Source organism: Achromobacter ruhlandii (assembly GCF_002082135.1).
Classification (GTDB): domain Bacteria; phylum Pseudomonadota; class Gammaproteobacteria; order Burkholderiales; family Burkholderiaceae_B; genus Achromobacter; species Achromobacter ruhlandii.
Genome location: NZ_CP017433.1, coordinates 1,639,122 through 1,660,719, shown reverse-complemented (window position 1 = coordinate 1,660,719; position 21,598 = coordinate 1,639,122). Strand labels below are relative to the sequence as shown.

The 21,598-nt window shown below is 67.0% G+C and carries 17 protein-coding genes; 12 read left to right on the top strand and 5 right to left on the bottom strand.

Features of this window, described 5'->3' with window-relative positions; genetic code table 11:
* The first annotated feature begins 12 nt into the window (after positions 1-12).
* The 5 genes from AruCF_RS07590 (at position 13) to AruCF_RS07570 (ending at position 5,368) form a co-directional block, all read left to right on the top strand.
* Positions 13-765 (top strand): hypothetical protein, encoded by a 753-nt coding sequence (locus tag AruCF_RS07590; protein WP_049072852.1) that lies wholly within the window; start codon positions 13-15, stop codon positions 763-765.
* Positions 766-819: 54 nt separating this feature from the next.
* Positions 820-1,491: a DUF1120 domain-containing protein gene (locus tag AruCF_RS07585; RefSeq protein ID WP_049072851.1), complete on the top strand. Its 672-nt coding sequence runs from the start codon at positions 820-822 to the stop codon at positions 1,489-1,491.
* A 38-nt stretch (positions 1,492-1,529) separates the two neighbouring features.
* Positions 1,530-2,165 carry a DUF1120 domain-containing protein gene (locus tag AruCF_RS07580; RefSeq protein WP_049072850.1) on the top strand — a complete coding sequence of 212 codons (636 nt, stop codon included), beginning with the start codon at positions 1,530-1,532 and terminating at the stop codon, positions 2,163-2,165.
* A gap of 69 nt (positions 2,166-2,234) precedes the next feature.
* Positions 2,235-2,948, top strand: a complete 714-nt coding sequence (locus AruCF_RS07575) for a fimbria/pilus chaperone family protein (protein ID WP_049072849.1) — start codon at positions 2,235-2,237, stop codon at positions 2,946-2,948.
* On the top strand, positions 2,945-5,368 hold the full coding sequence (locus tag AruCF_RS07570) for a fimbria/pilus outer membrane usher protein (protein WP_049072848.1): 2,424 nt from the start codon (positions 2,945-2,947) through the stop codon (positions 5,366-5,368). Before AruCF_RS07575 ends, AruCF_RS07570 begins: the two co-directional genes overlap by 4 nt.
* A gap of 15 nt (positions 5,369-5,383) precedes the next feature.
* On the opposite strand, the gene AruCF_RS07565 is transcribed toward AruCF_RS07570, so the two are convergent.
* Positions 5,384-6,958, bottom strand: a complete 1,575-nt coding sequence (locus tag AruCF_RS07565) for a methyl-accepting chemotaxis protein (RefSeq protein ID WP_372363418.1) — start codon at positions 6,956-6,958, stop codon at positions 5,384-5,386.
* A 770-nt stretch (positions 6,959-7,728) separates the two neighbouring features.
* Between AruCF_RS07565 and AruCF_RS07560 the strand changes: the two genes are divergently transcribed.
* The 5 genes from AruCF_RS07560 (at position 7,729) to AruCF_RS07540 (ending at position 15,488) form a co-directional block, all read left to right on the top strand.
* Positions 7,729-10,581: an autotransporter domain-containing protein gene (locus AruCF_RS07560; protein WP_302476741.1), complete on the top strand. Its 2,853-nt coding sequence runs from the start codon at positions 7,729-7,731 to the stop codon at positions 10,579-10,581.
* Positions 10,582-10,916: 335 nt separating this feature from the next.
* Positions 10,917-11,834 (top strand): N-carbamoyl-D-amino-acid hydrolase, encoded by a 918-nt coding sequence (locus AruCF_RS07555; RefSeq protein WP_049077633.1) that lies wholly within the window; start codon positions 10,917-10,919, stop codon positions 11,832-11,834.
* Positions 11,835-11,933: 99 nt separating this feature from the next.
* Positions 11,934-12,332, top strand: a complete 399-nt coding sequence (locus tag AruCF_RS07550) for a DUF6157 family protein (protein ID WP_049072846.1) — start codon at positions 11,934-11,936, stop codon at positions 12,330-12,332.
* Between the two features lie 198 nt (positions 12,333-12,530).
* Positions 12,531-13,238, top strand: a complete 708-nt coding sequence (locus AruCF_RS07545; protein WP_049072845.1) for a response regulator transcription factor — start codon at positions 12,531-12,533, stop codon at positions 13,236-13,238.
* 558 nt (positions 13,239-13,796) lie between these two features.
* Positions 13,797-15,488: a flagellin N-terminal helical domain-containing protein gene (locus AruCF_RS07540; protein ID WP_049072844.1), complete on the top strand. Its 1,692-nt coding sequence runs from the start codon at positions 13,797-13,799 to the stop codon at positions 15,486-15,488.
* A 109-nt stretch (positions 15,489-15,597) separates the two neighbouring features.
* Here AruCF_RS07540 and AruCF_RS07535 read toward each other — a convergent pair whose 3' ends face one another.
* Positions 15,598-17,079 carry a methyl-accepting chemotaxis protein gene (locus AruCF_RS07535; RefSeq protein WP_080977368.1) on the bottom strand — a complete coding sequence of 494 codons (1,482 nt, stop codon included), beginning with the start codon at positions 17,077-17,079 and terminating at the stop codon, positions 15,598-15,600.
* A gap of 463 nt (positions 17,080-17,542) precedes the next feature.
* Here AruCF_RS07535 and AruCF_RS07530 point away from each other — a divergent pair, with 463 nt between their 5' ends.
* Both AruCF_RS07530 and AruCF_RS07525 read left to right on the top strand, forming a co-directional pair.
* A complete protein-coding gene (locus AruCF_RS07530) occupies positions 17,543-18,508 on the top strand; it encodes a Bug family tripartite tricarboxylate transporter substrate binding protein (protein WP_049072842.1) in 966 nt (321 codons plus the stop codon).
* A gap of 118 nt (positions 18,509-18,626) precedes the next feature.
* A complete protein-coding gene (locus AruCF_RS07525) occupies positions 18,627-19,244 on the top strand; it encodes a LysE family transporter (protein WP_049072841.1) in 618 nt (205 codons plus the stop codon).
* A gap of 33 nt (positions 19,245-19,277) precedes the next feature.
* Here AruCF_RS07525 and AruCF_RS07520 read toward each other — a convergent pair whose 3' ends face one another.
* The 3 genes from AruCF_RS07520 to AruCF_RS07510 form a co-directional block, all read right to left on the bottom strand.
* Positions 19,278-19,655 carry an HVO_A0114 family putative DNA-binding protein gene (locus tag AruCF_RS07520; protein ID WP_049072840.1) on the bottom strand — a complete coding sequence of 126 codons (378 nt, stop codon included), beginning with the start codon at positions 19,653-19,655 and terminating at the stop codon, positions 19,278-19,280.
* The gene (locus tag AruCF_RS07515) at positions 19,652-19,939 is read right to left on the bottom strand and encodes a toxin-antitoxin system TumE family protein (protein ID WP_049072839.1); all 288 of its coding nucleotides are present in this window, start codon (positions 19,937-19,939) and stop codon (positions 19,652-19,654) included. The genes AruCF_RS07520 and AruCF_RS07515 overlap by 4 nt, the downstream gene beginning before the upstream one ends.
* A gap of 160 nt (positions 19,940-20,099) precedes the next feature.
* Positions 20,100-21,557: a phospholipase D-like domain-containing protein gene (locus AruCF_RS07510; protein WP_049072838.1), complete on the bottom strand. Its 1,458-nt coding sequence runs from the start codon at positions 21,555-21,557 to the stop codon at positions 20,100-20,102.
* Positions 21,558-21,598: the final 41 nt, after the last annotated feature.

Below are 21,598 nucleotides of genomic sequence, written 5' to 3'. Positions count from 1 at the left end.
CCGAGAGCCACAATGAAACACTCCCACACCCGCAAGATCCTGTTCGCGGTGCTGGCATGCGCCGGCGGCGCGGCGGCATCGGCACAGAGTGCCCCGGCCGCGGCCTCCGCGCCGTCGGCGCTGAACGTCGCCGTCGGCGGCGTCATCAGCCCGGGCAGCTGCACCCCGACTTCCGGCGCGATCGCCTTCGACATGAAGAAGATCAATCCGGCTTCGCTCAAGGACAAGGCGGAGACGCCGTTGGCGCCTATCGTCCAACCGCTGTCGATCAAGTGCGATGGCGGCGACGCCGCGGTCGCATTGTCCGTCGCCGGCACGGTCAAAGCGCCCACGCCGTCCGACGCCGCCCTCGAGCACAAGGCCACCGGCATCCAGGCGGAAGCCAAGAAGGGCTACATCTATGACCTGGTCGATGCGGCCACCTCGACCACCCGCATCGGCCGTTACGTGTTCCAGTTCCGCAACTTCCAATACACCACCGCGGCGGCCAATGGGAAGCAAGCCAAGGCGCTGGTGGTGACCAGCAGCGACCGGGCCGCATGGGCCAATGCCGCGGACACCGCCGCCAACGCCGCGCAACTGAAGTCGGATGGCACGACGTATGTGACCTTCGTGGACCCCGCCACGCCCACCGTTCCGGTTTCGGCTTCGCTGTTCAACGGCGACATCGTGATCGGCGCCGTCATCCAGCCGAAGTCCGAACTGACGATCAACACCGATCTGACGTTCCGCGGCGAGACCACCATCACGCTCAGCTACCTGTGATCCACTCGCCTGCCGGTGCGCTCGCCGCCCCGGCAGGCTGATGGCCAAAACACGATGAAACTCCGATATCTCCTGGCCTGCGCCGCCGCGGCCACGCCCATGGCCGCCCTGGCGCAGAGCACTGCGCTGAACGTTGCCGTGCAGGGTTCGATCAAGCCCAGCGCGTGTACCTTCCAGATTGCCGAGCAAGGCACCTTCAACTACGGCAAGGTGAAGCTCAAGGACCTGAACAAGGACACCTACACGCAATTGCCGATCATCGACCGGGAGCTGCGCATCTCTTGCGAATCGCGGACCAAGGTGGCGCTGACCATCAGCGACAGCAATCCCGGCCTGGTGGCGTTCAAGGAGGACATGGTGTTCTTCGGCGGGCGGGGCAAGAGTTGGTCGCCCAGCCGCCAGTACGGGCTGCGCAATGACTCGGGACGCAGCATCGGCTCCTGGGCGCTGCAACTGGTGCCCGGCTTCAAGGTGGACCAGCAGGACACGCAGTCGATCTATAGCGGCGACGGCGGCAAGTCCTGGGACCCCTCCGTCGGCAATTTCTTCCACGACGACGGCAGCCTTGAAACCTGGAGCATACCCGGGCCGCGCGAGCCGGCCTACGGCCGTGAATTCGTGGGCACCGTGCGCATCCAGGTGGCCCTGGATCGTAGCGCCCAGCTGGGCGTGGCGACCGAGGTTCCCTTCACTGGCGGCGCGGTCATAACGCTCGTCTATCTCTAGCGGCCGCGGCCGCCTCGCGCCGGGAGTTCCGGCTGATCATGAAGCCTTACCTGCATTCCCTTAGCGCCCTGCTGGGCGCCCTGCTCAGCGCGGCGAGCCTTGCCGCGCCACCCGCGCCGCAGGCCAATAGCTGCCGCATCCAATTGGGCGGCGGGGCCACGGTGGACTACGGCAAGATCAAGCGCAGCCTGTTGCGCGCCGCCGAAGCCGCGCCATTGCCCGCGCAGCAACGCAGCGTCACGGTGAGCTGTGAGCAGCCGGCGACACTCGCGCTGCGTCAATCCGCTGTCGACGGCTCGGTCAGCAGCGCGGCGGGCGGCAGGCTCGGCCTGGCGGGCGAGACCGGCCACGGCATCGGCCTGGCATCCGGCAAGCCCCTGGGCGCGTTCGCGCTGCGCTGGCGGCGCGACGCCGCCACCCTCGACGGCGCGCCGGCGCGCCTGATCGTCTCGTCCGATGGCGGCGCGACGTGGCGCGAGCTGGAGTCCGACACGGTCATCAGCGCCGCCGACCTGATCGCCTGGGCGAGCGGCGCGCAACGCCGCCCGGCCAGCGGCCGCACCCTGACGGCAGGCGTGCGGATCGAAACGGCCATCGCGCCGACATCCACGTTGTACCTGGGCCGCGAGGTCCAGCTCGACGGCTCGATAAGCCTGTCGGCCGTTTTCCCGTAGGCCCTCTTCCGATGGCCCTTTCCCGCAGGCCGCGACCGGCCGGCGTCAACACGTCTTTTGATTGCTGATATGAAATCCTTCCTGACTTGCGTTCCCCTGGCCTGCGCCCTGCTGGCCAGCCCCGCCGGCGCCGCCGGCGTCGTGCCGGAAAGCTCGGTGCTCATCGTCGATGAAGCCACCGGCGAGGGCACCATGACCGTGCAGAACACCGACGCCGCGCCGGTATTGCTTTACACCACCATCGAGAATACCGCCGAGGATACCGAGGAATTGGTGGTGGCCACCCCGCCCATGGCGCGACTGGAAGCGGGCCAATCGCAACTGGTGCGCTTCATGCTGACCAAGAAGGGCCCGCTGGCCACGCAACGCCTCAAGCGCGTGGCGTTCGAAGGCATCCCGTTCGCGCGGGGCGCCGACAACCAGGTGCAGACCACCTTTCGCCAGAATATCCCGATGATCATCCAGCCGCGCGCGCTGGAAAAACTGAAGGACCCGTGGACGCGCCTGACCAGCAGCGTGGATGGCGACAAGTTGCGCCTGTGCAATGACAGCGGCTATGTGGTACGGCTGGCGCAGCAGGCGCGGCTGGAAAGCGCCAATGTCAACCTGCCTCTGCCCAAGACCTACCTGCTGCCTGGAGAGCGCTTCGAGCTGCCGCTGGCCGGCAAGCACGCGGCCGCCAGCGGCACCGTGACGATCTGGCCCGCCACGGTCTACGGCTATGCCGCGGGCAGCTATGGCATCCCGTTGTCGAACGCCTGCAAATCGACACCTTCAAGATGAATCGGCTCAAGAACGCGGTGGCGGGCCTGACCGCCTGTATCTGCATGGCGCTCCCGGCCGCCGCGTTCGCGCAACAATTCGATCCCCAGACCCTGCAACGCTTGGGCATTTCCCCCGAAGCGGCCGCCTACTTCAGCAAAACGGCGCGTTTCCTGCCTGGCACCAGCCGCGTGCGCCTGAGAGTCAACGGCGTCGACCAGGGCACGATGGACGTGCGCTTCAATGAAGAAGGCACTCTGTGCTTCACGCCCGAGCTGCTGCGACGCGTCGGCCTGAAGGTGCCGGACGGCACGTCCGAGGAAAGCTGCCAGGATTATCGCAAGGCCTATCCCGAAACCGACATCACCCAGTTGCCGAACCAGTCGCAGGTCGACATCGTCACGCCGCTGTCGGCCCGCGCCCCCGCCGAAGAGGCAGTCCAGGGCCAGTATGTCTCAGGAGGCACCGCCGCGTTGATCAATTACAACCTGAGCGGCTCGCGCAGCGGCGGCGGCGATTCCGGTTATCAGTACCTGCGCGCCTATAGCGAAACGGGCCTGAACGTCGCCGACTGGATCCTGCGCAGCCGCCAGGACTATTACTCACAGGGCGGCCGCGCCACGTTCACCCAGGGCGACACGTATGCGCAGCACGCCGTGCCGAGCCTGCGCGCCACCTTCCAGGCCGGCCAGATCTCGCCCGCCGGCTCGCTGTTCGCGGTCGGCACGCTGCGCGGCGCGCAGCTGTTTCCCGAATATGCGTTGCGACAGACGCAGGCGTCGGGCGTCGGCTTCAACGGCATCGCCAGCGGCCCGAGCCGGATCGAAGTGCGGCAGATGGGCACACTGATCCTGATGACGCAGGTGCCGGCCGGCGCCTACACCATCAGCGACGTGCCCATCATCAGTGGCAATTCCGATCTGGACGTGCAGGTGATTTCCACGAGCGGCGAGCGACAGCAATTCATCGTGCCGGCGGCATCGTTCGGCGCGGTGCGCAACGCCACGGCACAGGGGCTTTCGGTCGCCATTGGCCGCTACCAGGCCTACCGCAACAGCGATAGCGAGACGCCCCTGGTCGCCACCGCCAGCAACGGCTGGACGCTCGGGCGCCGCGCCAGCCTGAATGCCGGCGCATTGGTGTCCCCTTCCTACCGCGCCCTGGCCGCCACCCTCACCGCCTCGCCCAGCGAAGCCATCAATGGCTCGATCGGCATCCGCGCCTCCAGCGCGACGGCGACCGGACAAAAGCTCCAGGGCCAGCAGATCACATCGACCCTGTCGGTGTCCCCCATGGATAGACTGTCCACCAATTTCTCGGCGACCTGGCAGACCGAGGGGTACCGAGACCTGGCGCAAGTGCTGCAACGCGTGGAGGACCCGCGCGCCGGGGCCCGCGCGAGCCAGACCTACACCGCCGGCGTCTCCTGGTTCCAGCCCACGCTGGGCGCGCTGTCCGCCACCTATGCCGCGAGCCGCCTGAGCGGGCTGGATGCCACCCGCCAACGCGCCACGTTGTCATGGAACCGCAGCTTCGGGCGCACGTCGGTGACGCTGTCGGCGGCGAAGGACCTCAGCGCCGACACCCGGGCGCGCTCGGACAACCAGTACTTCCTGACGCTCAGCTTTCCGCTGGGCAGCGCCAGCGCCGGCGTCTATGTCAGCAAGGCGGGCGATAGCAGCGCGGTCGGCGCCAGCTATTCGGAAACCGTCAATCCGCAGCTCAGCTACAACCTGAGTTCGAGCATGGCCAATCCGGGCCGCGCCGTGAACTCGTCCATCGCCATCGACGCGCTGCCGCGCTATGCCCGCGTCAACCTGTCGGCCAACCGGGATGCACAGGGCAGCCTGTCGACGAACTGGGGCGTCCAGGGGTCGGTGGTGGCGGCCGGCGGCGCGGTCGCGTTCTCGCCATACGAAGTCGGCGACACGTTCGGCATCGCCGAGGTCGGCGATCTGGCTGGGGTGCAGATCCAGACCCCAGCGGGCCCGGCGTGGACCGATGCATGGGGCCACGCCGTGATCCCGGGGCTGCCGGCCTATAGCGAGAGTTCGGTCGAGATCAACACCGCCAGCCTGCCGCGCAACGCCAACCTGCCCAACGGCGTCCAGTCGGTGAAACCGGCGCGCGGCGCGGTTCAGGTGGTGGACTTCAACCTGCGGCAGGTGCAGCGTTATCTGTTGTCGGCGGTGTCCGAAGCCGACCGGCAGCCTCTGGCCGAACGCCTGGCGGTGATGGACGGTCGCGGCAACCTGGTCACGCTGGTCGGCCGGCACGGCCAGATCTTCCTGGACGACGCCTATGCGGCGCCGCTGCAGGTTGCGTTGAAGGACGGCGGCAAGTGTTTCCTGGATTTCCAGCCTAGCGACAAGCCGGATCCGGATCGGCCTTATGAGGATGCGCGGGCAGTGTGCCGCGCGGCGCCGCCCGCGGCGTCATAGGCGAGCCCGCCAGCGTCAGGCACGCAGTGCCACCGGCTCCAGCACCGCCTGCGTGCCGAGCTTGAAGCGCCGCACCTGCTGGGCCAGCCGGCCGGCCTGCTCGCGCATGCTTGCGGCCGCGGCGGCAGCCTGCTCCACCAGCGCGGCGTTCTGCTGGGTAACGTCGTCCATCTGCGCCACGGCCTGGTTTACCTGGCCGATGCCGGTGGACTGCTCGGCCGACGCGCCGGCGATCTCACGCACCAGCGTGACCGTGCGGTGCACGCTATCGACCACTTCGCGCATGGTGCGGCCGGCCGCGTCGGCCTGGCGCGAGCCGTCCTCGACGCGGCTGACGGATTCGTTGATCAACGCGTTGATCTCCTTGGCCGCGACCGCGGAACGTTGCGCCAGCGTACGCACCTCGCCGGCCACCACGGCGAAACCGCGCCCTTGCTCGCCGGCGCGCGCCGCCTCGACGGCGGCATTCAGCGCCAGGATGTTGGTCTGGAAAGCGATGCTGTCTATGACATTGGTGATGTCGGCGATGCGGCGCGAACTGTCAGCGATGGCGTCCATGGTCCGCACTACCCCATCGACTTCTTCGCCGCCGCGCGTGGCCACGCTGGAGGCGCGGGTGACCAGCAGTTCCGCCTCGCGGGCGTGGTTGGCGTTCTGCTGCACCGTGCTGGTGAGCTGCTCCATGGAGGCCGCGGTCTGCTCCAGCGAAGCGGCCTGCGCCTCGGTGCGTTGCGACAGGTCGGCGTTGCCCTGCGCGATTTCGGAAGACGCCGCGGCGATGCCTTCGCAGCCATCACGCACATCGCGCACGATACGCGCCAGGCCGTCGTTCATGCCCTTGAGCGCGACCATCAGGTCGCCGGTCTCGTCACGCGTGGCGGCACGGATGTCGCCGGTCAGGTCGCCGTCGGCCACCTGGCGCGCGGCGTTCACCGCCTGCCCCAGCGGGCCGACGATGCCACGCGTCATCAACCAACCCAACAGCACGCCAAGCGCCACGCCAGCGATCGACAGCGCGACCATGATGGCGCGCATGCGCGCATACAGTTCCGTGCCTTCCCGCACCGATTGCGCCATGGCGGTCTCCTTGTTGCGGGCCAGTTTGGCCATGAGGCCATCCAGCAGCTCGGAGGACGCGATCACGTTCTTCTCGATCTCGACGGCGCGGGGATCCTTCTGCATCAGGGGCAACGCACTGGCGGCGGCGAAGAAGGCCTCGGCGTCGCGCTTCCAGGTATCTTCCATCTGCTTGAACAATGCCAGCAGCCGGCGGCCCTCGGCCGTGCGGTAATAGGTGTTGGCGCGCTCGCGCAGGATATCCATGGCCCGCACCGCCGCGTCGAACTGCTGGCGGATGGCTTCGCGCTCGCGCTCGGTGGACGCCGCCAGATAGCTGTTGCGGGCGCGGCCGGCGTACACCAGTTGCAGGTTGGCGTCCTTCATTTCAGACAACCCGCGCAACTCGACCTCATAGAGCTCGGTATTCATGTCGTTGATATGGGCCAGGCCCCAGACGCCAAAGGCGCCGACAGCCCCGCCCAGCAACGCCACCATCAAGAACGCGCCCGACAGGCGGGCGCGGATACGCATACCAGAAAATAACCGAGACATGCTTGCTTCCTATATGGCCCCGGCCGGATGGCGCGATGGCGCCTATTGTTGTCCCGGGGCCTGATTGATCCGGACGGGCATGGTAGGACGGCATGAAGATTAGGGATAACCCTAGGAACGAACGATTTTTCCGACTGTTCCCCCTGCTGGTTCAAGCAACGGCTTAAGCCCCTCATAAATTTCAGTAATAAGCCACCTACTCGTCACGGCTGGCGCACGGCTGTCCGGCGGTCCGACAACATGCCCGCACGCCGCCCGCCAGGCATCCGCTAATGCCCGGTTAATGCACGACACCCAACATTCGGCATCGATCAAACCGGGCATGGCCGCCCCTCATCTCGCGCCGGCGCGCTGTGCTCGGGGCCGGGAGCCCCCACCAATACGGAGATTGCCTCGTGCGCCAACGCCGATCCGTGCCGATCGCATTCGGACGCGCCCTGCCGATCCTGACGCTGGCCATCCTGGCCGCGTGTGCCGGAGGAAGCGGCGGCGGTGGCAATGCAGGGGCAGTCCTGCCGGCCCTGGGGAACAGCGGTGGAGCCAGCGGCAAGGACGACCGGGGCGGCATGGCGCCTCCCGGTGCCGGGGCTGCCCCAGGGGGCAGCGGACCAGCCGTGGTTCCGGTCGAGCCTGCGGACCCTGTTGTGCCGGCCGATTCCACTGCGCCTGCCGATAGTGCGCGGCCTGGGGACCCCGCGCCGCCTTCCGATACTGCGCGGCCAGCCGATCCAGAGCCGCCTGCCGATCTTGTGCTGCCCGCCGAGCCCTCGCAGCCGGCCGATCCTCCGCAGCCGGCCGATTCCACGCAACCTGCTGATTCCGCGCCGCCCGCCGATTCCGCGCCGCCTGCCGATTCCGTACCGCCTGCCGATTCCGTACCGCCTGCCGATCCCTCGCCGCCCGCCGATCCCTCGCCGCCCGCCGATCCCGCGCCGCCCGCCGATCCCGGCGCCGCCATCGAGCCCGTCGGCGACACGGGCGTTCCCGGCTGGCGACCGACCTCGCCCGCGCCGACCCCGCCCGTCGCGGCGGCCTTCGATGGCGCCGGCGTGAACATCGGAGTGATCGACAATGGCTTCGAAGCCGATCCGACCACGGACCACCACAAGCTGGCGGTCCGGGACGTGCTGCGCGAGGTGATCGCTCCCGAAGACGCCGAAGCCACCAACGAGGACGGCGATATCGCCACCCATGGCGCCATCGTCAGCCGCATCGTCGGCGGCCGGATCGTGGCCGACGACCCCTTTGCCAAGGGCGCGGCCACGGGCATCAACCTGTATCAGGCAAACCAGGCCACCGACTTCTCGAACCAGACCCTGCGCGAGCTGCTGTCGGCCTTGGACGCACGGGGGGTCAAGATCGTCAACAATTCCTGGTCCTTCGCCCCTGGCCCCGATTACGCCTTGCCCGACGGCGATGAAACCCAGCCCGATTCATCGACCGTCCAGGGCTTCTTCCCGGTCCTGCGCGAAGCGGTGAACGACAACGGCCAACTGCTGATCTGGGCCAACGGCAACGAAGCCAGGACCGATCCCTATCTACTCGCCGGCGCCCCCTCACTGGAGCCCGCGCTGGAACGTGGCTGGCTGACCGTGACCCAACTCCTGGCCAACGGCGATCTCGCTACCTGGTCCAACGCTTGCGGCATCGCCGCGAACTGGTGCCTCAGTGCGCGATCGCCGGACGATGACACGCTTAGGGGGACATCGTTCAGCGCTCCCGTGGTGACCGCCGCGGCGGCATTGGTATCACAGGCCTATCCCTGGATGGACAACAGCGCCCTGCGCCAGACCCTGCTGTCGACGGCTGACGACATGGGCGACCGGAGCCGATTCGGCTGGGGCCGCTTGAACAGGGATCGCGCGGTGCGCGGCCCCGCCCTGTTCGACACGCGCCTGACGCTGGGCGGGGATTTCGTGGCGGACTTCGATGGCATGCGCTCGGCGTTCTTCAATGACATCGGAGGCGATGCCGGCCTCGACAAGCGGGGCACCGGGGCGCTGGTGCTATGGGGCAGGAACGACTATGCCGGCGCCACGACAATCACCAGCGGCACGGTGGAGCTGTACGGCAGCGTGGCAAGCGACATCGTGATCCATGCCGATGGCGCGCTGATCGCCGACGGCGGCGTGGCGGGGCGTTCCGTGGCCAACAGCGGCACACTGCTGGCCAACGGCAACGGCCTGCACATTCGCGGCGACTACACGGCCACGCGGCCCGAGGCCCGCATGATGGCGCAGCTCGGCACGGCCGTGACCGTCGACGGCACCGCCGCGCTGGGCGATTCCACGCTGGTGGTCACCAAGCCCGACGATGCCTACGTGGTGAGGTCGCGCGAACCCGTGCTCAAGGCCGGCCAGGTGGTCGGCCGCTTCGGCACGGTCGAGACGGACGCGGGCCTGCTGTACACGGTCAGCCCCGACTACTCGGCGACCCAGGTCGACCTGAACGTCACGCGCGGCAACGTGGCGGCCGTGGCGCGCGGCCTGTACGCCGGCCAGACCGCCCGGCTGGACGCCGCGCGGGCGGTCGAGACCGCCTTCCAGGCCGCCGACGCGAAAGTGCTCGGCGCCGGCGCCAATGTCAGCGACGCGTTCGTCGCGGGCGCGGCCAGGCTGCAAGCCGTCGGCAGCGCGCCGGCGCTGGCCGCCGCGCTCGACAGCGTCAGCGGGCAGATCCACGCCTCGTCGCAGGCGCTGGCATTCCAGCAATCCGAGACCGTCAATCGCGCCCTGTCCGACCGCATCGACGGCTTGTCGCCAGCTGACACGCCAAGCGGCGGCTGGGTCCACATGACCGGCGGCACCGGCCGGTTGCGCCAGTCCGGCTATGCCAGCGCCGACACACGCCAGTACGGCGGTCAGGCCGGCTTCGACCACGCCGTCGCGGACAACGCGATACTAGGGGTGGCGCTGGCGTGGTCCGACGCCAAGGCCGCCTTCGACAGCCATGGCGGCCGCGCCAGGAGCCAGAGCACGGGGCTGTCGCTGTACGGACGCATCGGCGCCGCCGACGGGCCCTATCTGGCGGCGCGCGCTGGTCATGAATGGATCCACGCCGACATCAGGCGCGAGGTCCTGGTCGGCAACGCCGATCATCTGGAAAGTGGCCGCGGCGATGGCCTGACCTCGCTGTACGCCGAAGCCGGCCATGTGTTCGCCAAAGACGGCGGCCGCATCGCGCCGTTCGCGGGCCTGTCACATGACCGTCTGCGGCGCGGCCCGATCGACGAAGGCGACCAGCCCTTCGCTCTCCGGGCCAGCAGGCGTTCCTATCACCAGACAGCCGCCCTGCTCGGCCTGCGCTTGCATGCCGCGCCCCTGGCCTGGGCCGGCGGACTCACCACCTTCAGCGCCTACGGGGCCTATCGCTACGGCAACCCGACACGGCTGGACTTCACGGCGGCCTTCGCTGGCGCCCCCGATGCCAGCTTCAGGGTCGAAGGCATCGGGCTACCCCGCCATGCGGGTTGGGTCGGCTTGGGCGCCGGCACAGACGTGGGCGACGCAATGTCGTGGTTCGTCAACGGCAATGTGCGATTCGGCCATGGCGGCGTGGCCAGCAATGGGGTGTCGGCAGGCTTGCGTTATCGGTTCCCATGATTCCAGGACGGTGTATCGACGCGCCGGCATCCATGAAGGCCGCCGCGCCTATCAATCTTTGCGCATCACTCATGCGCCATCGTTATGGCCTGCAACCCGCATGGCTGCCTCATGGAAAAAAATCTCCATTCAAAACAGACCCTTAGGGAAACAATGTAGATCCGGCGCACGCGCCACCACAGGCATCGTCCCTGGGTTCCCCTATCGCCCGCCAGCGGGCAATCTAGGCGGTTTGATTCCAAGAGGCCCGCACGCGAGGCCTCGATCCCCCTACGAGGAGCTTTCCTGTGAGCAAAACTTCCACCCGCCGCAAGCTTGGCCTGGCGGTCGCGCAGATGGGCCCGGTGCACCTGGCCGACGACCGGGCCGCCGTGGTCAAGCGGCTGGTCGCCATGATGCGCGAGGCGGCCTCGCGCGGCAGCGAATTCGTGGTCTTTCCCGAACTGGCGCTGACCACGTTCTTCCCGCGCTACTGGATGAGCGAAGCCGAGGCGGTCGAGCGCTTCTTCGAGCGCAGCATGCCCAACGCCGACGTCCAGCCGCTGTTCGACACCGCGCGCGACCTTGGCATCGGCTTCTATCTGGGTTACGCCGAGATCACGCCGGACGGCCGCCGCTTCAATACGGCCGTGCTGGTCGACCGGACCGCGCGCGTCATCGGCAAGTACCGCAAGATCCACCTGCCCGGCCACGACGACCACAAGGTCGACGCGCCCTTCCAGCATCTGGAGAAAAAATTCTTCGAAGTGGGCGACCTGGGTTTCGGCGTGTGGGACATGGAAGGCACCCACGTCGGCATGTGCCTGTGCAACGATCGTCGCTGGCCGGAGACCTATCGCGTGATGTCGCTGCAGAGCGCCGAACTGATCGTGCTGGGCTATAACACGCCCTCGCTCAACATCCACTGGAACGAGCCGGCGCACTGGCGCACCAGCACGCACGAGATTGTGCTGCAGGCCAGCGCCTACCAGAACGCCGTCTGGATCGGCGCGGCCGGCAAATGCGGCTCGGAAGACGGACACCACATGATCGGCAGCTCGATGATCGTGGCCCCCTCCGGCGAGATCGTGGCGCGTTCGACCTACGAGGAAGACGAGGTCATCACGGCCCATATCGACCTGGCCATGGGCCAGACCTTCCGCGAGCACGTGTTCAATTTCGCCAAGCACCGCAGCCCGCACCACTACCGGCTGATCGTGGAGCGCACCGGCGCCGGCGAGCCGCTGCCGACGCGGCAGCCTGACGCGGATTAGCGACTACTGCCCGCCGGGGCGCGTACACTGGTCCATTACAGGCCGGACGCGCCCCGAGCCGTCGCGAGACACCGGCCGGCTCGCACACGGGAACCCGCCATGACGACTAACTACACGCAGACGTTCATCACCGCCTCGCCCGACAGCACGGCCACTGCGGGAACCGTGCCGCCCAAGGCTGGCTCCATCGCGCAACTGCAGCACGCGCTGCTGACGCAACGGCCTTACCACTACACCAGCGACGATCTGCTGTTCGAGGTCCACGCCCTGCGGCACGGCATCGCGCCGCGCGACCGGGCGCAGGCGCGCGAAGCGTTCTTCGCCCGCCCGCAGGCCTGCCTGCGCGCCTCGCCGCTGGTCAAGCAATTCGGCTGGGGCATCCATCATGACGCCGATGCCCGCATCGCCGCCTACGGCGTGGAAACGCCGGCCTACCGGAAACTGAGCGCCGCCGCGGGCGTGAAGGTGGTGGCGGGCATGCGCAGCCGCAGGGCATGAGTTCCCGCAGTGCGGCCGACGCGGTCGAGGGCCCGGCGCACGGATCGCGCCAATATCAGACCAATACCAATACTTCAGGCGCGCATCGCGCCAGCCGCCGCCCCTAGAATCTCGGAGGTCTGGATTTCGAAGGGGATTGCTGGACGAACCGGGTCGCGGCCCCTTGGCGGGACGCGACCGGCAACGCCAGGCATGGGTATGCGCATCCTAGTCGTTGAAGATCCGCCCGATTGGGCGGACACGGTATCGCGGCACATCGCCGAACTCGGTCACGCGGTGCGGACATGCGCGGGCCAACGCGAAGCGCTCGACCACATCCGGCGCAGTCCGCCGGAGATCCTGGTCACCGGCGCTTCGCTGCCCGATGGCGACATGCTCGGGCACATCGCCGCGCTGCGCCGCGCCCTGCCCGCCATGGGCATCATCGTCTTGACCGGCAGCGTGCGCATGCACGCACAGCTGCAGGGCATGAGCGATGGCGCCGACCACTACCTGATCAAGCCGGTGCAGTTGCCCGTGCTGGCCGTCACGCTGACCGCGCTGGAACGCCGCCTGCTCACCGGCGCGCAGGCGCAGGCGGACAAGCCGCGCTGGACGCTGGACGTGGCTTCGCGCGAGCTACGTTCCACCGAGGGCGACCAGGTCGCGCTGACGGCCAAGGAGTCCATCGTGCTGGCCTCGCTGATCCAAAGCCCGAAATTCCCGGTCAGCCACAAGCGCATGTCGCAGTTGCTGGGCTATCCCGAAGTCATCTACGACCAGCATCGGGTCAATGCCCTGCTCTACCGCGTGCGCAAGAAACTGTCCGCCATCCGCGGCACCCCGATGCTGATCCGCAACATCTATTCCGAAGGCTCCCTGCTGGTCCTGCGCGACGTCACGGTCGGCATCGCCATGCCGGGCTGAAACGCCGGGCATGCGCGCCGGGCATGCGCGTCGGATATGCGTTGCTGGATATGCGTTGCTGGATATGCGTTGCTGGATATGCGTGCTGGATATGCGTGCTGGATACGCGTGCCGGATATGCGTGCCGGATATGCGTGCCGGATATGCGTGCCGGATACGCGTGTCGCGCAGAGGCGCGACCGCGTGTTTCCATGCGGACCGGTCACCCCGCGACACGCGCGATCATTTGTGATTTTTCGACCTGGCAGGCTCGCCTACACTGAACAGGTCTTTCAACTTTCCCCAAGAGAGAAAAGACAAGAAAGCCCCGCCAGCTACAAGCCGGCGGGGCTTTCTCTTTGCGCGCGAAAACTACACCATGTTTCATCAATTGCGAACAAAAACTCACAAAAAATCATAAACCCCGGAATTGGATACTCTCCAACTAAATATCGTTTCTCCTGCTGTCGTAGTCCTGGCAACGGACGAGCCCGCATCCCGCGTTGCCGGTTCGTCACGTGCATCCCGGGCGGCGTCGCCGCCCTGTTTGATCAAGCCACTCTTTCCAGGAGCAAACACATGGCTGCAGTCATCAATACCAACTACTTGTCGCTGGTTGCGCAGAACAACCTGAACAAGTCCCAGTCCGCCCTGGGCACCGCCATCGAGCGCCTGTCGTCGGGCGTGCGCATCAACAGCGCCAAGGACGACGCCGCCGGCATGGCCATCGCCAACCGCTTCACCGCCAACGTCCGGGGCCTGACCCAGGCCTCGCGCAATGCCAACGACGGCATCTCGCTGGCGCAGACCACCGAAGGCGCGTCCGCCGAGATCACCACTCACCTGCAGCGCGTGCGCGAACTGACGGTGCAAGCCGCCAACGGCAGCTATTCGCCGGAACAGCTCGACTCCATCCAGGACGAAATCAACCAGCGCCTGTCGGACATCGACCGTATTTCGCAACAGACCGACTTCAACGGCGTGAAGGTACTGTCGGCCAGCGCCAAGCCCCTGACGCTGCAGGTCGGCGCCAATGACGGCGAGACCATCACCCTGAACCTGTCGGAAATCAGCGCCAAGACGCTGGGCCTGAACGGCTTCAACGTCAATGGCAAGGGCATCATCGATAACGACAAGGCCACGGTAACCAATCTGCTGGCCGCGGGCGCCCCCACGCCCGCCGCCGCCACGCCGAACGATTACGTCGTGACCACCACGTTCGCCAAGGTCAGCGCCGAACAGGCTTTCGCCAAGCTGCAAAACGGCAACACTGTTACGGTGGCGGCGGCTGCGGGTAACACCACCTACACGTACGACGCCGCCAACGATAACTTCACGTTCGAGAATAAGACCGCCACCGCCACATTGGGCGCCCTGGTCACGAAATTGACCCCACCCACCGGCAGTGTCACCGCCACCTACACGAACAAGGGCGCAGCGGGCACGACCTTCGAAGTGGACTCGGCTGGCAACGTCACCATTGGCGGCAAGGCAGCCTTCCTTACCACAACCGGCGAACTCACCACCAACAACCCTACCGGCGCGGTACCCGCCGCCACGCTGACCAGCATTCTGACGGCAACCTCCAAGGCTGCTGTCAACGACGCCTCGGTATCCATCGGCGGCAAGCTCTACAACAGCAGCGGCACCGCGGGCGAAGTGCACTACGTCGACACCAAGAGCAAGGATGAGGTCCTGGCGGCTTTGAAGGCAGGCCCCGTCAATAGCAACGTCGTCCTGGGCGACGGCTTCGCCACCGCCACGCTGGCGTTCACCAACGGCCAATCGACGGACACGTACGTCGACGACGCGGGCGATTTCACCACGATCGCCGGCGGCACGTACACGACGACCTACACCGCCGACCCCAATAACGGCACCATCACGGTCAAAGACGGCACCGGTACGGGCGCGTATGCACCCAGGATCGGCGCCACCGTCTACGTGAGCGCCGCGGGCAAGCTGACCACGGAAACAACTAGCCAGGGTGACAAGACCACGGATCCGCTCAAGACCTTGGACGCGGCCTTCAATGTGCTGAACAAGCTGACCGGCGAAATGGGCGCGGTGCAGAACCGCCTGGAATCGACCATCAACAATCTGGACAACGTGGTCAACAACCTGTCCAACGCGCGCTCGCGCATCCAGGACGCCGATTACGCCACGGAAGTGTCGAACATGTCGCGCGCCCAGATCCTGCAACAGGCCGGCACGTCGGTCCTGGCCCAGGCCAACCAGGTGCCGCAGACGGTGCTGTCGCTGCTGCGTTGATCGCTTCGTAGCTTGACGGCCTCGGCCCCCGGACCTCGCGCAAGCGGGTTCCGGGGGCCGATTCGCATGACGGCGGTCCGTTGCACGGCCGTGCGGCCGTGGCGAGCGCTCAGGCGCCCGCCAGGGCCAGCGCGGCGGGCGCGTGACGGTGTGGCACCGCGACCGTCCCTGGCGCGGCCTGCAACCGGAACAGCTCCACCGCCCGCAACAATTGCGCCGCCTGTGCTTGCTGCGAGGTCGAAGCGCTGGCCGCCTGGGCCACCTCGGACGCGGTTTGCCGGACGAGCTCGTCCATATTGGCCACCGCCAGGTTCACCGCATCGATGTCGGCGCTCTGGGTCTGCCCGGCCTCGCCGATCTCTCCCACTACCCGCGCGGCCTGATCGATGCTGGACACCACTTCGCGGATCACGCCGGCCGCGTGATCGGCCTGGCGAAAGCCGTCGCTGGTCTTTTGCAGGGAATCGGCAATCAGCGCGCGGATATCGCGCGCCGCGCTGGCGCTGCGTTGCGCCAGGGCGCGGACCTCGGTGGCGACCACGGCGAAGCCACGGCCGCTTTCGCCGGCGCGCGCCGCTTCCACGGCCGCGTTCAGGGCCAGGATGTTGGTCTGGAAGGCAATGCTGTCGATCAGCCCGATGATCTCCGCGATCTTGCGCGCCTGTTGCTGGATCTCGCCCATGACGGTCGCCACGCCGGCCACGGCCGCGCTGCCGGTATCGACCGTCTGGCGCGCCTGCTCGGTCAGTTGCCGCGCCTGCTGCGCGCGCGCCGCGTTGTCGTGGACGTTGGCCGCCAGGTCGCGCATCGACGCGGCGGTCTGCGCCAGCGATTCGGCCTGGGTGCGGGCATGCCCGTCGAGCTGCTGATTGCCTTGCGCCATCTCGCGCGCGGCCGCCGACAATGCCGTTGCCGTGGCGCGCACTTCGCTCATGGTCCGATGCACGGCGTCCATGGTGCGCTGGAAACTCTGGCCCAGCATGCTATCCATTTGCATGCCGCCGAAGCGCAGGTCGAACACGCCGCTCTCGCGCCCGATGTGGGCGCTCAGGCGCGCCAGTTCCTCGGCGGCGATGGCGGCGCGCTCCATCTTCCACGCGAGCCAGCCCAACGCCGCGGCCTGCACCACCACATAGGCAGCGTGCAGCAGCACCATGCCCAGGCCGGGTTCGGTGAAACAGATGGCGCCATAGCCCCACTGTTGCAGGTAATTGAAGGACAGGTGGTGCAGCGCAATGACCACGGCGGCGCACAGAATGACGCGCCAGTCCCGGTAGGCCAGCAACAGCGAGAGCAGCACGAAGATGCCGAAGTGGATCTCGGCCTGCCCGGACAGCAAGTGAATATGGAGCGCGGCCAGCACCATCAGCGCACAGGCCACCGCCAGCCGCGTGACCACGCGCCCGGGCCGCCACAGGATCAGCAGCGACGGGATACCCGCCGCCAGCAGTCCCACGACGATGGCGGCGTACCAGCGGCCGTACTGCGGCGCCATGCCCAGGCCAACCAGAAACAACAGCCACAGCAGCGGCAACATCGCACGATCGGTACGTCGATACGAATCCAGCAACAAGCCGCGCGCGGTGGACATGATCGGGTCCTTGAAATGGAAGATGCGCCATGACCGGCGCAGGTCCTATTCTGCGGGGATAATATCAATTTGTGAATATTTATTTCATATCGTTTTCCCTTCTTGGGCGCAAGGCGGTGCGGACTCGCGCGATTCACACGACTCGCGCGAGTCGCACGATTCACACGATTCGCACCGTTCGCACGATTCGCACGATTCGCACGATTCGCACGATTCGCACGATTCGCACGATTCGCCCGACTCGCCTGATTCGCCTGATTCGCCCGGCTCGCCCGACTCGCCTGAATCGCCCGACTCGCGCCGCCGCCCCCCGCCCCACGTGAAAACCCTGCCCTCGCCAAGGCGTCGAAGCGCTTTTCGCAATTTAGTTAACATGTTAAAAAACACTCGCTGTCCGGTATCACCTCGCCATACGTAGCGTTCTTCCACGTTCGACAAGCACAGAGAGACAACGAGGTTTCCCATGCATATTCTTGCGAAGCGCCTGCTGGCGCTGGCGGCCCTGTCGCTGGCCGCCGCGGCCCAGGCCCAATCCTGGCCAACCCAACCCATCCGCTGGATCGTGCCCTATCCGGCCGGCGGCGGCACCGACGTGCTGGCCCGCACGGTCGTCAGCGGGCTCGAAAAGCCGCTGGGGCAGACCCTGGTGGTCGAGAACCGCCCCGGCGCGGCCACCATCGTGGGCGCCACCGCGGTGGCAGAATCGGCGCCGTCCGGCTATGTGGTCGGCTCAGTCGACATCGCCACCCTGGCCTTCAACCCGGCCCTGTACGCCAGCCTGAGCTACGACCCCGCGAAGTTCACCTACATCGGCGGCCTGGCCAGGTTTCCGATGATGCTGGCGGTCAGCGCGAATTCGCCCTACGAGACGCTGGACGAGGTATTGCAGGCGGCCAGGAAGCAGCCCGGCAAGCTCACCGCCTCGTCGGCCGGCAGCGGCACGCCGCACCACCTGGCGCTGGAGCTGTTCAAGCAACGCACCGGCGCCGACATCCTGCACGTGCCCTACAAGGGCGCGGCGCCGGCCATCCAGGACCTGCTGGGCAATCAGGTGGACCTGATGTTCGTCGACCTCACCAGCGCGCTGCCGAACATCAAGGCGGGCAAGCTGCGCATCCTGGCGACGGCCACGCCGCAGCGGCTCAAGGAACTGCCGGACGTGCCGACCATGGCCGAACAGGGCGTAAACGACTACACCGTCTATTCCTGGCAGGGCGTGGTCGGCCCGCGCGGCCTGCCCGAAGCCGTCACGAAAAAACTGTCCGCCGAACTGCAGGCCGCGATCCGCACGCCCGCCATGTCGCAGAAGATGGCCGATATCGGCGTGCAGCCCATGCCGATGTCCGCGGAGGAATTCAGGGCCTATGCCGAGCAGGAGCGGCGGGACTGGGCCGAAGTGATCCGCAAGGCCGGCATCAAGCGGGAGTAAAGCGCGGGGCGGACCGGCCGCCCCATGCGCGGCAACCGCGCGCCCGGCTCGGGCGCATGGAACGATCCCGCCGGCGTCGGCGGCTCTACAATGCCGCTACCTTTTCGGGAGTCTTTCCATGCTCGGTGTCACCGACTATGGCGCCTTCGTGCTCGCCTTCATCATGCTGTTGATCATCCCGGGGCCGGGCAATTTCGCCCTGCTCACCGCCACCGGCAAGGGCGGCATCAAGGCGGGCCTGGCCGCGACCTGCGGCGTGATCCTGGGCGACCAGGTATTGATGTGGCTGGCAGTGGCCGGCGTGTCGGCCCTGCTGGCGGCCTACCCCACCGCGTTCCATGTCGTGCAGTGGGCGGGCGCCGCGTACCTGGCGTGGCTGGGGCTGCAGATGATGCGCAGCAAGCCTGGCGCCGCGCCGCGCCCGAGCCGCATGGACAACGGCCATTACCTGCGCCAGACCGCGATGATCACGCTGCTGAACCCCAAGGCGATCATGTTCTACATGGCGTTCTTTCCGCTGTTCATTGATCCGGTCAGGCACCAGGGGCTGGTGACCTTCGCCTTCATGGCCGTCACCGTGGCGGCGCTGACGTTTCTCTATGGCCTGGCGGCGGTGCTGCTGACGCATCACCTGGCCGAGCGCATGCGCGCCAACCCGCGCGTGGCCAATCTGCTGGAGCGATTGGCCGGCGTGTTTTTGCTGGGATTCGCGGTGAAGCTGGCGGCGATACGGTAGGTTCTCACTTTCTCCGGCCGATTCATCAGCCAGCTACGCCGCCTTGCGCCTGTCCTGGGTGAGATGCATATCGATGTGAATATCGGCGAAAGGGCATATGAGCCCCCCCCCCTCGTCTTGTTCCAGGAGCCCAAGGGCAACGAGGGCATGGGCATCCTGGTGAACGCGCTTTACATCGCGGCCCAGGCGGCGGGCTAGTTCTCGCACGCCAACCCGACCCGCGCCCAGCATTTCCCGCACCATGTTCCAACGCAGTTCCGTCAGCTGACCAAAGAAAGCAGCGGCGGACTCAAAGTTAAGCCGCTCTCCTTGATACTCGCCTGACCGCGCCCCGGCAACGGCACGCTTGCCAACGCCTGCCAGAAAGGCGCGCCAATCTTGATTGATAGTGACAGTCAAGGTTCGCTTCATATGCTGCCTCTCCATTTCGTGACCTCCACAACGAAGTCCTCCAGCAACTGCGCTATGCCCCGGAACTCATAAGGAAGCTCTCGTTCTTCCTGGTGCATGTGATCACCCTTGCCACGTTCGTTATCGAAACCCACGATCCGCTTGCCATCACGGGCATACACCAACCGATACTTGAAACCATGGGTGGCCGGAGGAACTGGCCGCGGCACCTTCCAGATAACGATCTGCAGAATGCCGCCTTCGGCATCGACGCTCTTTTCGCTGATGATCAGGGTAGCGCGCATGTTGTCAATTGTGCCAACGCAAATTGGTGTTGTCAAAATTGACAACACCATGAAAATCAGGCCGGGAATCGCCAATCCCGCGCAGGTTGGCGGGTGGCGGCAGGCATTGTGGTCTTACTTCCGGGTCTGCCCGGAGGCCGAAGGGCGCACTCGCGCTACGCTAGAGATAAGGCGTCGCCAGCCAGATCACCTTGTTGCGCAGCCGTTTGGCGAACGGCGCCTGCTGCAATTCGTCGAGCGTCTGCCGGCGGGCATTGGCCACCAGCGCATCGATGCGGGCGCCGATCCAACATGCCACCCGCGGGTCGTAGATTTCGGTATCCAGCTCGAAGTTCAGCCGCAGGCTGCGAGGGTCCAGGTTGGACGAACCGACATAGGCCCAGCCGTCATCCACCGTCATCAGCTTGGAATGGTCAAACGCCCCGCGCGAGCGCCAGACGCGGCAGCCGGTGCGCACCACCTGGTCCAGTTGCGCCGTCATGGCGTAGTCGACCAGCCGCAGGTTGTTCTTGCCCGGGATAACGATGTCGACGATCACGCCACGCCGCGCCGCCGTCGCCAGCGCGCCGATAAGCGGCTGGTCCGGCAGGAAATAAGGAGACTGGATGCGCACGTGGCGCTGCGCCACCGCCAGCGCGCCCAGGATGATGCTGTGCGCGCTGCCCATGGCCCGGTCCGGCCCCGACGGCACGCAGCGCATGGGCACCACGCCATGCGGCGGCTGCGCCTGCGGATCGAACCACGGCTGCGCCGGCAGCGACTCGTGGGTGGTGAAGTTCCAGTCGTGCGCGAACACCGACATCAGCTGCGTCACGATGGGGCCTTCCACCCGGAAATGCGTATCGACGTTGGTCGCCGCGCCCGACAGCGCCGTCACGAAGGCCGCCCGCACGTTCATGCCGCCGGTGAAACCGATGCGCCCGTCCACCACCAGCACCTTGCGGTGGCTGCGCAGATTGGCATAGGGCATGCGCAGCACGCCCAGCGGATTGGTCATGAAGCGCGCCACCGGCACGCCGCCACGCGCCAGCATGCGCACGATCGGCGGCCGCGAATACTTGGCGCCGATGGCATCGATCAGCACCCGCACCTGCACCCCGCGCCCGTGCGCCTCGATCAGCGCCTGCGCCATCTCGCGGCCGATTGCGTCGTTGTCGAAGATGTAGCTCTGCATCGCCACCGCGTGACGCGCCTCGCGGATCGCCTGCAACATCGCCGGATAGGCTTCGTCGCCGCCAGCCAGCGGCCGCACCGCGTTGCCGCCCAGCAGCCGGAAGCGGCTGACCTGGTCGCCCAGCACCTTCAGCGACGCGAACTGCGGCCCCGAGATTGGCGCCACGTCCACGCTGGGCGTTTCCACCAGCGCCGCGTCCACCAGCATCGCCTCGTCGCGCTGCTGCGACAGCCGCGTCTTGCGGATCCGGTTGATTCCGGCCACGAAATAGGCCGCGGCCCCGAACAACGGCGAGAACAGCGTCAGGCCGACCCAGCCGATGGCCGAGCGTACATCCTGCTTGGTCATGGCCGCGTGCACCGCCGCCCCGGCGCCCGCCACCACGCTGACGCCGAACACCATGTGCGGCCAATAAGCGATCAGTAATTCGTGTATGCGATCCATGGCAACGGCGCGACGCGGGCCTCCAGAGCGTGATTCGAGCG